This window comes from Winogradskyella echinorum (assembly GCF_014297365.1).
GTDB lineage: Bacteria > Bacteroidota > Bacteroidia > Flavobacteriales > Flavobacteriaceae > Winogradskyella > Winogradskyella echinorum.
Genome location: NZ_JACOQD010000002.1, coordinates 76,999 through 89,876, shown reverse-complemented (window position 1 = coordinate 89,876; position 12,878 = coordinate 76,999). Strand labels below are relative to the sequence as shown.

Annotated in this window: 11 protein-coding genes; all 11 read left to right on the top strand. The window is 29.1% G+C overall.

The features are described 5' to 3' along the window. Positions 1-237 precede the first annotated feature (237 nt). The 11 genes from H8K90_RS07555 to H8K90_RS07505 all read left to right on the top strand — a co-directional run bounded on the left by H8K90_RS07555 (position 238) and on the right by H8K90_RS07505 (position 12,876). Positions 238-1,227, top strand: coding sequence for a glycosyltransferase (locus H8K90_RS07555; RefSeq protein WP_186845360.1), 990 nt, complete (start codon positions 238-240; stop codon positions 1,225-1,227). Then, on the top strand, positions 1,220-2,752 hold the full coding sequence (locus tag H8K90_RS07550; protein WP_186845359.1) for a lipopolysaccharide biosynthesis protein: 1,533 nt from the start codon (positions 1,220-1,222) through the stop codon (positions 2,750-2,752). Before H8K90_RS07555 ends, H8K90_RS07550 begins: the two co-directional genes overlap by 8 nt. Then, positions 2,749-3,843 carry a glycosyltransferase family 4 protein gene (locus tag H8K90_RS07545; protein WP_186845358.1) on the top strand — a complete coding sequence of 365 codons (1,095 nt, stop codon included), beginning with the start codon at positions 2,749-2,751 and terminating at the stop codon, positions 3,841-3,843. Before H8K90_RS07550 ends, H8K90_RS07545 begins: the two co-directional genes overlap by 4 nt. Before the next feature lie 88 nt (positions 3,844-3,931). Continuing rightward, on the top strand, positions 3,932-5,053 hold the full coding sequence (locus H8K90_RS07540; protein WP_186845357.1) for an O-antigen ligase family protein: 1,122 nt from the start codon (positions 3,932-3,934) through the stop codon (positions 5,051-5,053). Between the two features lie 3 nt (positions 5,054-5,056). Beyond that, the gene (locus tag H8K90_RS07535) at positions 5,057-6,574 is read left to right on the top strand and encodes a DUF2264 domain-containing protein (RefSeq protein ID WP_186845356.1); all 1,518 of its coding nucleotides are present in this window, start codon (positions 5,057-5,059) and stop codon (positions 6,572-6,574) included. Between the two features lie 216 nt (positions 6,575-6,790). Then, positions 6,791-8,224, top strand: a complete 1,434-nt coding sequence (locus H8K90_RS07530; RefSeq protein ID WP_186845355.1) for an MBOAT family O-acyltransferase — start codon at positions 6,791-6,793, stop codon at positions 8,222-8,224. Between the two features lie 2 nt (positions 8,225-8,226). Next, positions 8,227-9,150 carry a hypothetical protein gene (locus H8K90_RS07525; protein WP_186845354.1) on the top strand — a complete coding sequence of 308 codons (924 nt, stop codon included), beginning with the start codon at positions 8,227-8,229 and terminating at the stop codon, positions 9,148-9,150. A 32-nt stretch (positions 9,151-9,182) separates the two neighbouring features. Next, complete coding sequence (locus H8K90_RS07520) at positions 9,183-9,770, top strand: serine O-acetyltransferase (RefSeq protein WP_186845353.1); 588 nt, start codon at positions 9,183-9,185, stop codon at positions 9,768-9,770. A gap of 23 nt (positions 9,771-9,793) precedes the next feature. Continuing rightward, positions 9,794-10,732, top strand: coding sequence for an ATP-grasp fold amidoligase family protein (locus tag H8K90_RS07515; protein WP_186845352.1), 939 nt, complete (start codon positions 9,794-9,796; stop codon positions 10,730-10,732). After that, positions 10,722-11,798, top strand: a complete 1,077-nt coding sequence (locus tag H8K90_RS07510; RefSeq protein WP_186845351.1) for a glycosyltransferase — start codon at positions 10,722-10,724, stop codon at positions 11,796-11,798. Before H8K90_RS07515 ends, H8K90_RS07510 begins: the two co-directional genes overlap by 11 nt. A 28-nt stretch (positions 11,799-11,826) precedes the next feature. Next, entirely contained in the window at positions 11,827-12,876 is a 1,050-nt protein-coding gene (locus tag H8K90_RS07505; protein WP_186845350.1) for a sugar-transfer associated ATP-grasp domain-containing protein, read from the top strand. Positions 12,877-12,878: the final 2 nt, after the last annotated feature.

Here is a 12,878-nt window from a genome sequence, read left to right as displayed (position 1 = left end):
GTTGTATTTCATCGATACTTTTAGAATTTATTAGAACTAACCATGAATTTAATCGTAAAAAACCTTTATTTGCCATGATTATTATTTATCGTTAAAAAAAATATTAATATTTGCTAAAATTGATAGTATCAAGCAAATAATTTCTAAAAAATCATTAGACTAAATTTGTATGGAAGTATAGTCGTTTTTAACATAAACACTAAATTCTATAAAACTATCTAAACCCAAATCGAGAAAATGAACATTTTAATTTCAATTATTATTCCTGTTTATAATGTTGAGACCTATTTAGATCGTTGCATTGAGTCTCTTATTAATCAAACCTATAAAAACCTTGAAATAATTTTAGTAAATGATGGCTCTAAGGATAATAGCGGTGCTATTTGCGATAAATATGCATTAAAAGATGATCGTATAAAAGTTTATCATATTGAAAATGGTGGCTCAAGTATTGCTAGAAATTATGGTTTAAAGAAAAGCAAGGGTGATTTTATAGGATTTGTAGATAGTGATGACTGGGTTAAACCCGAAATGTTTGAGCAGCTTATTGATTTTGCACTAAAAAATAATTTAAAGGTTATTGAAACTAGTTCTGTACACAATCATTTAGTAAAGGACAACTCTCATAATAACAATACCATTCTAGCTAAAATTGAAGATAAAAACACAGCGCTAAAGAGAATTATTAAAAACAAACGTTTTGCTGTATGGAGACGTATATATCATCGTTCTATCATTCAAGACCGATTTTTTATCGAAGGTATTTTACATCAAGATGTTTATTACACATTAGACATTATAAATGAAGTTTCTCAAATCGGCTTTTTTGAGAATGAGCATTATGTATATAATGTTCAAAATCCTACCAGCGTAATTAGAAGTGATTATTCAATTAAAAAATTAAACTCTATAGGTGCTGGAGAATATGTAGTTAAGAATACAACTCAATATAATAATGATGTCCAAGAACTAGCAAAACAATATATGTTTGAATTCTTAACATATCATTATGACGCCTTATATTTTAATGTAGATTTAGATAAAGATGGCGTACATCGAAGAAATATTAGAAATACAATAAAAAAATATCATAATAACAAAAACTTTAATTTTTACAGTTACTTAATAGTTATTTTACCACCTGCACTTTATAAATTATTCCTTTTTAGTAATAAAAAAAGAATTAAACTTCAGTCTAAAATCTCTCAAAAATTTAGAAATGTCTAGAGTAAGTCATGCAATAAAGAACATGAAATTTAGCATGTTCTTTTATGTTATCTTTTTAGTTCTACAATTTGTTTCAAGAAAATTATTTTTAGATAATTTAGGTGATGAATTTATGGGACTTTCTGGTACACTTAGGAGTTTTTTAAGTTTTTTAAATTTAGCTGAATTAGGAATTGGTGCGGCAGTTGGTTTTAGCTTATATAAACCAATTTTTAATAAAGACCACGGACGTATTAATGAGCTTATTAGCTTATTTGGTCATCTCTATAAGAAAATAGGATTGTTCATTTTAGTTGGCGGACTTATAATATCTGCATTTTTTCCTATAATTTTTGATACCCTTCAAGCTCCGTTATCCATTGTATATTATACCTTTTACACATTTTTATTTGGAATGTGCTTAAACTTTTTCTTTAATTTTCACATTATACTACTCCAAGCAGATCAAAAAGATTATGTGATTACCTCTAATTCACAATCCATTAATCTCGTTAAAATTCTTATACAGTGTATTGTTGTTTATTACTATCAAAGTATTTATGGTTGGATTACATTAGAATTGCTCTATTACATAGTTAATAGTTTTATTCTTAGAAAAAAAGTAAAACAAATTTATCCGTGGTTACACCTTAATCAAAAAACTACTAACTCAATACTTAAGACCAATCCTGAAATTATAAAGAAAGTTAAACAAATTTCATTTCATAAATTAGGAGCTTTTGTTACAGGCGGTACTGATAAAATACTGATTTTCAGTTTTATAAGTGTTGAGAGTGTTGCATTTTTTGCTAATTATGAGATGCTTTTTAGTAGATTATTACAGTTTGTTAACACAGCTTTTGCTGGTACAGCTGCAGGCATAGGTAATCTCGTCGCTGAGAATAATAAAGAAAATACTCATAAAGTATTTTGGGAGATGATGGCACTACGCTTTTATATTGGAGGTGTATCTGTAATAGTTCTCTATTTTGTTACCGAACCCTTTATTTTAGTGTGGCTAGGTGAAAAATATATTTTAAGTAAATATGTTCTTTTATTATTTCTCTTAAACATGTTTATTATGCAGATTAGAATACCTGTAGATCATTTTAAAGATGCCTATGGTCTTTATCAAGATGTTTGGGCACCAGTTGTTCAAAGTGTAATAAATCTAACTGCATCTATGATTTTACTACAGTATTTTGATTTAGCAGGTATATTAATGGGTACAACCATAGCCTTTTCAATCGTTATACTTATGTGGAGACCTTACTATTTATATAAACATGGCTTTAAATCAAGTATATGGGACTATTGGAAAGGCTTTTTGCTTTTGATATTGTCATTTATATTGCCATATTATATTTGCTACGAATTACATAAATATATTGACTTAGGAGAAGTCAATCTATTGAATTTAGTCCTTTATTCAATAAAAATATTAATACTTGTTGTTATCATCTACACGCCAATAATTTATTTTACAAGTGTAGGCTTTAGGAATGTTACTAAAAGATTATTAGGACTAATAAAACTAAAAAAATGAAAGTAGATTTTATTATATCATCTTTAGGAGGTGGCGGAGCAGAACGCGTTTTAGCGCTTATGGTAAATAGCTTGGCAAAAAATCCAAATAATGAGATTTCTGTTATTTCACTTTTTGAAGGAAAAGGAGGTTATGAACTCAACCCTAATGTAAAGCGAATAAAATTAAAACAAACTAACTATATTCCTAGCCATACTATTAGAAGTATTATTAACTTAAGCAGGCATTACAAAAACAAAAACAATAGACCAGATATCATTGTGTCCTTTGTAACTTTAACTAACTTAATAGCTATTATAGTTGCTAAATTATTTTCAATAAAAATCATCGCTCAAGAGCATAATTCTCATTTAAGATTTATGCAAGGTCGCGAACGGATTACCAATTTCACAAAAAAACATATTTATAAAAAGGCGGATATTATTACTGTATTGACATCTTTTGACATAGAATATTACGAAAGTTACGGTTCTAAAGTATATGTTATGCCAAACCCTTGCAGTTTTAAAGCAATTGAAACAAACTCTCATGAAAGAGAAAAGATCATTTTGGCCGCAGGCCATTTAAACCGCTACAATCACAAAGGGTTTGATAATTTAATAAAACTTATAGCTCCTATAGTTAAAACATATCCGGATTGGAAATTAAAAATTGCTGGAGCTGGTGATGAAGGATTAGCATATTTAAAGAAACTAGCCATTGAAAATGAAATTGAGGATAAGGTTATTTTTACAGGCTTTATTAATAATATTGCCGAAGTAATGAATGAATCTTCTATTTTTATATTATCATCTCGTTTTGAAGGATTACCAATGGTTTTACTAGAAGCGATGTCGCAAGGAATGGCATGTATTTCTTACAATTGTAAAACAGGACCTTCAGATATTATTGAAGATAATGTAAATGGTTTACTTATAGAAGACCAAAACATACCTCAAATGCAAAATGGTTTAAGAAAGCTTATAGAAAATGAGGATTTAAGAAAAAGACTTTCTAATGAAGGAATAAAGTCATTAGATAAATACCATATCTCTGAAATCACAAAGCGTTATGAGGCTTTATTTAATAGTATAGTTAATACAAATGAATAAACTTATTGTTTTCATATGTTTTTATTGGCCACTATTTAGTAGTTGCTTACAGCTTCAAGGCGTTGTATATAAAATAGGAGGTGAAACAATGTCTCAACTTTTTGCATATGCAAATCTTGGACTCATAGTAGCAGGCCTATTTTTATTTAGAAAAAATATCGAGACAACTTCTACTACAAACAGATTATGGTTTGTATATTATCTTATATATTATTGTTTTGGAATTCTTGCCACAGGATTAAGTGGATTTCAACCATCTCTAGCAGCATCACTTATACCTCTCATTTATTTCGTAGGTTTTTATTTTCTATTGAGTAACAGAGAGCAATTTGAAATGTTTTTTAAAGTCATTACATTTTCGTTTGTTGTATCTGCAATTATTACTGTTATTTTAATTAAACTTAACTATAGTCTCGGTTCTGGTGGTGTTTATGCCCGCGAATTAGATCGTGCTGAAGGACTTTATGGTGATGCAAATAATGCAGCATTAGCAAGTATAATTGCTTATATATTATTTGATAAATTCTTTATACCATGGAACTTTATTACTAAAGTTACTAAAATTTTAATCTTACTACTCTTATTCTATAGTGTATTTTTAACCTTCTCTACTACCGGACTATTTGTTTTTACAATCGTATTTTTTATTACTAATTATAAGTTCTTTACGGGTATAAGACTTATACTTCTTGGTGTCTTAATTGCAGTCTTTTATGTAGGGATTTTTGCACTGAAATCCGAGACAAAAAATTTAGATTTATCTAAAGCACAAATTGTAAAAATTGATAATATCATTAATGTATTAACCTTAAATTTAGATAAGGTGGATAATTCTGGAAGAGGTGATTTGGTACAAAATGTGATTCAATATATTTATGAAAATCCAATTTTAGGTAACGGTGTTGAGTTTTCGGGATATATGAGAGGTCATAACACATATGTTGGTATATGGGTGGATGCCGGTATTTTTACTTTTATATTATTTCTTTTTATTTTATTTTACTATTTCTTTAAAACCTTCACTTTAGAGAAACATCTTCGGTTTTTTGCAATGGCTATTTTAATTGTGCTTTACATTTTTATGGTAAGCTTGCAAAGTGTAATCAATCAACCCTATTTAATAGTATTATTTGTTTTCATAGGATATATGATAGATAATAATAGAATAAATGAAGGTCATCTAGATTTTTTCAAAAAACCAGATAAATAGAATATGAAAAAGCTATTCCTTTTTATTAAAAATAACAAAAAGAAGATACTAGTAGTTTGTATTATTGCACTTCTTGCTTTGTTTGTAGTTTACAAATACAAGGTGTCAACAATTGCAGCAGATGGTTGGTCTGATAAAGTTGAACCATATGACAATTATGAAAAAATTGATTTATCCATCAAAGAAACATTTTTAGATAAAGAAAATCAAATTACAACTAACCGTTACGAGCAATTGTTTAAATATTTTGCTTATGGAAATGTAAAATACCAATCGCCAGAAGGGGCTTTTATCTATTATCCAGGGGAAATTAGTTCTAGAGGAAGAACAATAAACGGTATTGAAGGATTTGCTAGATTTTTTCCTTTAGCAGCAGCATGGTTATCCTCAAATCATTCTGAAACTTTAGTCTTAAATGATGAAACCTACAGTATCACTAAAACAATAAAAAGAGGCTTATTAAATGGAACAAATCCTAAGCATAGCGAATATTGGGGTGATGTTAAAGATAAAAATCAACGTATTGTAGAAGCTGCTGATATTGCTTTAGCTTTATGGATATCTAAAGACCAAATATGGAGTACATTAACGACATCAGAAAAAGATAGAATTGTAAAGTGGTTAAACCTAAGTGTCAATAAAAAAATTGTTGACAATAATTGGAACCTCTTCCCTATTACAATAGTTAAAGCATTAGAAGCTTTAGGATATTCGGATGAAAACAATATTAATTTTATTAATAATTTGTATAAAAAATACAAAAGCAAACATTACTTAGGCGAAGGCTGGTTTGATGATCCTCCAAAAGGAATTGACTATTATAACGCATGGTCTATACACTACAGCCTATTTTGGCTAGACCAAATAGACCCAACATTCGACAGAGAATTTATAAGACAAAGCCATTCTGAATTCGTGAAATTCTACAAGCATCTTTTTAGTGAAAATGGTTTTCCTATAATGGGAAGAAGTGTTTGTTATAGATTAGCTGCACCTGCTCCTATTGTTACTTCCGCATTAATTGCCCCTGAAGAAATTTCAGCAGGAACTGCATTAAGAACCTTAGACTTAACATGGGCTCATTTTGTTAAAAATAACGCATTACAAAAAGGAAAACTAACTCAAGGCTATTATAATGATGATCATAGACTTTTAGACGGTTACAGCGGAGCTGGTAGCTGCTTATGGTCATTGCGGTCTTTAATTGTAGCATTTTATGTAGACAAGTATATTCCATTATTTAATGCGCAAGAAGATAAACTACCAATTGAAACTTCAGATTATAAAATTGCAAATGAAACTATCGGCTGGACTGTTATAGGTGATCAGTCTAATCAAAAAATATCATTACAAATAGAAAAAAATATTAATAATAAATCTTATAAGCTAAAAGACTATTCTTTTAATAATAGATTGAGAGAATTTTTATTGAAAAATCCTTATCGACCAAATAACAAAGATGCTCTATACAAGAATTATATCTACACAACCGAAAATGAGTTGTTTATAACTAAAGAATAAGCACCCTCTTTATTCAAAAATAAATACCCTATAATTGCATAAATTTATTGCGTTGATTATCAGATGATTTTCGTAAAAAGAAGTTAATATATAATGTTAGTTGAGGTTATTATAATACAATTCATAGAATAATTTTGATTATTACAATTAGTTATAACATATTTACCGCTCGAAGTTTTAAGGAATTAAAACTAAGACCCAAATTGTTAACCTAATATGTTTTTTAACTCCATAGATTTCTTTGTATTTCTTCCGATTGTATTCGGATTATACTGGCTTATTGGCAGTAAACGCATTAAAGAACAAAACTTTTTAATTGCTATTGCCAGTTATGTGTTTTATGGTTGGTGGGACTGGAGATTCTTATCTTTAATACTGTTTAGTACTTTAGTTGACTATACTATTGGTATATATTTAAATAAAACAGAAAAACTATCTAAAAGAAAGGTCTTACTATGGATCAGTATTGGTGTTAATCTTGGCTTTTTAGGGTTCTTTAAATATTACAATTTCTTTATTGATAGTTTAGTTGATTCTTTTACGTTTTTTGGTAAAGAACTAAATATCAATACGCTAAATATTATTCTACCTGTTGGAATTAGTTTTTATACGTTTCAGACTTTAAGCTACACAATAGATGTTTACAATAAAAAATTAAAGCCTACCAAAGATTTTGTTGGTTTTATGGCTTTTGTTAGCTTTTTCCCTCAATTAGTAGCTGGTCCTATAGAAAGAGCAACCAATTTATTACCACAGTTTTCTAAAGAACGTTCATTTAATTACGCCAATGCAGTTGATGGCTTACGCCAAGTGCTTTGGGGATTATTTAAAAAAATAGTAATTGCCGATAATTGTGCAAAATACGCCAATATTATATTTAATAATCATACAGAATATAACGGTAGTACGCTTTTATTAGGTGCATTTTTCTTTGCATTTCAGATTTATGGTGACTTTTCTGGTTATTCTGATATTGCAATTGGAATTTCTAGATTATTTGGTTTTAATTTAAAACGAAATTTTGCATTCCCTTACTTCTCAAGGGATATAGCAGAGTTTTGGAGGCGATGGCACATCTCGCTATCTACGTGGTTTAGAGACTATCTTTATATTCCACTTGGAGGTAGTAGAGGGGGTACAAAAATGAAAGTTAGAAATACATTTATAATTTTTGTTGTGAGTGGTTTTTGGCATGGTGCAAATTGGACCTTTATAATATGGGGTGCCCTTAATGCATTGTATTTTTTACCGTTATTATTAACTAATAAAAATAGAAAAAACACAGATTTAGTCGCTGAGGGTAAATACCTTCCAAGTATAAAAGAATTTGCTCAAATGACTTTAACATTTTTTCTAACATTATTAGCATGGGTGTTTTTTAGAGCTGATAGTGTTTCGCATGCTATTTCTTATTTGCAAAATTTGCTAACCTCTTCATTATTTTATAAAGTAGAAATATTTCCAAGTACAATACTTTTATTAGTTCTATTCTTTATTATAACCGAATGGTTTGGAAGAAGTGGCGAATATGCCATAGAAAAAATCGACTTTATAAAACGACCTATACGATGGGCTTTCTATATTACATTAATTATCTTAATGTTTAGCTTTACTGGTGAAGAACAACAATTCATATACTTCCAGTTTTAATTATGAAGAAATTCTTTAAAAATATAGTCCTCTTTCTTTTATTAACTATTTGTATAGGTGAAATTGTAGTGCGTTTAACTCATGTAAATTCTGATATTCCTCAACGAATTATAGATGTTGATGGTATTCAAAAATATTATCCAAACCAAGAAGGATATTGGAAAGGTGGAGACCATAAATGGAAAATAAATTCTATGGGATGGCCTGGTGAGCTTCCAGAAAGTTATGACAATCTTATAACCATTATAGGTGATTCGTATATAGAAAACTTTATGAACCCTAACGACTGCCATCAATCTTCATTTCTAAAAAAGGAAATGCCAAATCATAACTTTTTTGAAGCAGCAAGATCTGGTGTTACTTTAATTGAGTCTATGGAAATTAGCAAACAAATGGATACCTTAAAACCTGTTTTAACCCTAATTCATACAGGTGACGGTGATATATATGAAAGTATTAAAGAAATAAAAAGTTTAACTGATATAACTCAGTTAAATACTAATACGGAAGAAATAGTACAAGGCAAAATGAAATCACCTGGTTTAAAAAAAGTATTATACTCTTGTAAACTATTGTATTACTTATATAATAGGTTTCCTATTAATTTAAGTAATGAAACTCAAGAAGATTCTAAAAAGGTTAAAATAGAAATCAGCAAATTTAAAACTAACGAAACCAAAGTCAGGGTGCTCATTAATTACATAAAAAACAACTATCGTATAGATGATAAAGTCTTTGTATTTAAACCAAATAGTGATCATAATATAATTAACATTTTTAAATCTTTAGGGTTTAATACAATACTACTTGATCCATCTAATGATAAAAACTGGTCGTTTGATCATGATCCACATTGGACATGTTATGGCCATGAAAGAGTGTCCAAGCAAGTCTATAATAAACTAAAATTAAGGTATAATTTATAGCCACTTACGGTAGAACAATTAATATTGTTACAATGATACAGAGCAAAGAAGATTATAAATATTATCTAGATCAGGATAGAAAAGCCTTGCGTATTGGAAAAAATAATTTTTTAGGACGCATAGTTTCTTGTATTTCTCCTAATCTAATTTGGAAATTTCAAAAAACACTTCGAACCTTAGAATATTATGAGAATTGTAATAACAGAGGTTTATCCAAATTATATTATTTATACCTAAAATATAAATACAAAAATATTTCAGTAAAATTAGGTTTTTCTATACCACCAAATGTATTTGGACCAGGTTTAGCTATTGTACATTATGGTACTATAGTTATCAATGGTAATGCCAAAATTGGTGCCAATTGTAGAATGCATGCCTGTGTAAATATTGGTGCATCTGGAGGCGAAGATGAAGCACCAACATTAGGTGACAATGTCTATATAGCACCTGGCGCAAAAATTTATGGCAATATTACTATTGCAAGTAATACGGCTATAGGAGCTAATGCTGTTGTAAATAAATCTTTCGATAAAGAAAATACTGTTTTAGCCGGTATACCTGCAAAAGTTATTGGAGATGTTAACATTAAACAAATTATAAAGCATTTAAATAATTAGTATAATCTAATTAAGTTTTAGAAATGAAAAAATTACAAGATAGAGCTGGTAAAATTTATAGAAATTCAGACATTGGATATAATATAGTTAGACCTATTTATTTAATATATCAATTTATATTAAAATTTATGTCCGATAAGCATATTATAAAAAAGCAATTTAAAGCGCGCATGGGTTATAAGTTAGATTTAGAAAACCCTAAAACTTTAAATGAGAAAATGAATTGGCTTAAGCTCTATAACAGAAAGGATTTGCATACAATAGTTGCAGACAAATATAAAGTTAGAGACTATGTAGAAGAAAAAGTTGGTTCTAAATATTTAATTCCTTTAATCCTAGAAACAAAAGATTCCAATGATATAAGACCCGAAAATTTTCCAGAAAGCAATTTTATAATTAAGGCTAATCACAATAGTTCTGGCGGTCTAATTGTTAGAGATAAAACTAAAGTAGATTGGGAAGCAGCTCGTAAAAGATTTAAAAGAACTTTAAAAGAAAATTATTTTTACAGTTCTAGAGAATGGCAGTATAAAAATATTGAACCTCGCATAATTGCTGAAGAGTTACTAACATATGAAGACGGCAGTATACCCGAAGATTATAAATTTCATTGTTTTAATGGAAAACTAGCATTTATAATGATTGATTTCGATCGCTTTGGTGAATTAAGAACACGTAATCTTTATGATAAAGACTGGAATTTAATTCCATGTAACTGGGGAAGACCTTATGGTAAAGACCTAGAAAAGCCAGATAATCTAGAAGAAATGATTGCTGTAGTAGAGAAATTAGCTGAAGACTTTATTTATGTAAGAGTGGATCTTTATTTAGTAAAGGGAAAAATATATTTCGGTGAAATTACCTTCCATCACAACTCAGGACATCAAAAATTCATTCAAGAAGAATGGGATTATAAATTTGGAGAACTTTTAAAGATAAAAGAATTAGAGAATGAGAAGTAAAATATTTTTTATACTCCCTACCCTATTTGCAGGTGGAGCAGAACGCATTATGTCGTTTGTATCTCAAAATTTAGATAAAGAAAAATTTGATGTTACACTAATTGTAATAGGTAAAGAAAGTGAAAGCAAATTTAAGGTATCTGGTATTCCTGTTATCTTTTTAAATAAATCTAGAGTTCTAAACGGTTTTTTTGCTGTATGCAAAATAATACGAAAAGAAAAACCCCAAGTGGTATTGAGTAGTATCGCTCACCTTAACGTAATGATGGGTATAATTTCAGTGTTTATTCCAAAACCTAAATATGTTGGTCGCCAAGCTGGTGTTCCAGGCACACCCGTTAATTATAATAAACCAAGAAAACAGAATAAATCTTTAATCACCTTCTTTTTCGACTATCATAGCTACGGTTTTAAACAATTAGATTACTACATATGCCAATCAGCTGATATGAAAGAAAACTTAATACAGTTTCGTGGCATTGAAGAAGACAAGATTACAATTTTAAATAACCCTGTTACACAAATAGATATAATCAAAACGAGCCAATCAGATAGTAAAGTAAAAAAATATATAACTGTTGGTCGTTTAAGTGAAGCCAAAGGATTTGTGCGAGTACTGAGAGTCTTAAGTAAATTAAAATTTCCTTTTCATTATACCATAATTGGCGAAGGTAGTTATTACGATACAATTATAAATGAAATTGATAAATTGGGTATTAAAGAGAGTGTTACTCTAATAAACTATAGCGATAAGGTTGCAAACCATTTAGTGGAAAGTGATATGTTTTTGCAAGGATCTTTTTCAGAAGGATTCCCTAACGCATTATTAGAGAGTTGTGCCGTAGGAACACCTGTAATTGCATTTAAGGCACCTGGTGGAACAAAAGAAATAGTAGAAGACCAAGTAAATGGTTTTTTAGTCGATGATGAAGAGGAATTTCTTAAAAGACTAAATGATAAAAGAGAATGGAATCCTCAAGAAGTTAGAGAATCTGTTTACAAAAAATTTAATAAGAATAAAATCATTAAAGATTACGAAAATTTCTTTTACAAAATATTAGACTGATTTTAAATCATTTCTAAACGAAACAAAAATGAAAACAATTAAAAATATAGCCAAAAGCATATTAGATAAGAGTACTAGTTATGTTTACCATTACGAGCAAAACAAAGAAGCTAGTCAAATGCTGAAAATTGCTGAAACTGAAATGGGCAAACTTGAGCCAAATATCAGAAAAATGTGTGATGAATACGCTAATGATGTTTTTGGAAGCAAAATATATGCTCCTTGGCTTTATGCCTTTAGCGCTTATTCAAAAGAGTTTAAAGAAGGGTGGATCCCTGACAATTTTTACGGTGAACGTGTAGTACCAATTTTAAAAGGTGAATATGGTAAGATTTGCGACAGAAATGCGATTGTAAGCAAAATCTTAGAAGAGACCGATTCTTTAGATATTTGCTACTATATAAATCACTTATTCTTAAATCCAAATTATGAGATTCTAAATGAAGAAAAATTAAAAAACACCCTCTTCTCTGAAAATGAAAAAGTTGTTTTTAAAATTGAAAGTTCATTACAAGGAAAAGGTGTATACTTTTTTAACAAAAATAATTTTGATATTAATGCTATTAAAAAATTAGGCAATGGTGTTTTTCAAAAATATATACAACAGCATTCGTTTTTCTCTGAGTTTCACAATTCATCTGTTGCTACAATTCGTCTTACTTCAACTTGTGATGACGAAGGAAATTTTGATGTAAAAGCTGGCTATTTTAGATTTGCTCGTGGTAATGACACACATATTATTCACGATAAGCAAATGAGAATACCAATAGATATTAAAAATGGAAAATTATGTGATACCGCTTTTTTTCCAGACACTAAACCTACTAAACAACTACCAGACATCGATATTGATTTTGCTGGTAAAGTTTTACCTTCTTTTAACGATTGTATATCTGAAGTAAAAAAAATGCATAGCCGCGTCCCTTACATTAGATGTATAGGTTGGGATATTATAGTAGATAAAAATAACAAAGTGAAACTAATTGAGCTAAATGGTGGGCATAACGGAATCTCATTCAATGAGATGGTACAAGGACCATGTTTTAAAGGTTTAAATTGGGAAAGTTTAAGAAAGTAAAT

Coding starts and splice junctions, on each gene's coding strand:
- H8K90_RS07555 (WP_186845360.1), top strand. CDS start 238: ATGAACATTTTAATTTCAATTATTATTCCTGTTTATAATGTTGAGACC.
- H8K90_RS07550 (WP_186845359.1), top strand. CDS start 1,220: ATGTCTAGAGTAAGTCATGCAATAAAGAACATGAAATTTAGCATGTTC.
- H8K90_RS07545 (WP_186845358.1), top strand. CDS start 2,749: ATGAAAGTAGATTTTATTATATCATCTTTAGGAGGTGGCGGAGCAGAA.
- H8K90_RS07540 (WP_186845357.1), top strand. CDS start 3,932: ATGTCTCAACTTTTTGCATATGCAAATCTTGGACTCATAGTAGCAGGC.
- H8K90_RS07535 (WP_186845356.1), top strand. CDS start 5,057: ATGAAAAAGCTATTCCTTTTTATTAAAAATAACAAAAAGAAGATACTA.
- H8K90_RS07530 (WP_186845355.1), top strand. CDS start 6,791: ATGTTTTTTAACTCCATAGATTTCTTTGTATTTCTTCCGATTGTATTC.
- H8K90_RS07525 (WP_186845354.1), top strand. CDS start 8,227: ATGAAGAAATTCTTTAAAAATATAGTCCTCTTTCTTTTATTAACTATT.
- H8K90_RS07520 (WP_186845353.1), top strand. CDS start 9,183: ATGATACAGAGCAAAGAAGATTATAAATATTATCTAGATCAGGATAGA.
- H8K90_RS07515 (WP_186845352.1), top strand. CDS start 9,794: ATGAAAAAATTACAAGATAGAGCTGGTAAAATTTATAGAAATTCAGAC.
- H8K90_RS07510 (WP_186845351.1), top strand. CDS start 10,722: ATGAGAAGTAAAATATTTTTTATACTCCCTACCCTATTTGCAGGTGGA.
- H8K90_RS07505 (WP_186845350.1), top strand. CDS start 11,827: ATGAAAACAATTAAAAATATAGCCAAAAGCATATTAGATAAGAGTACT.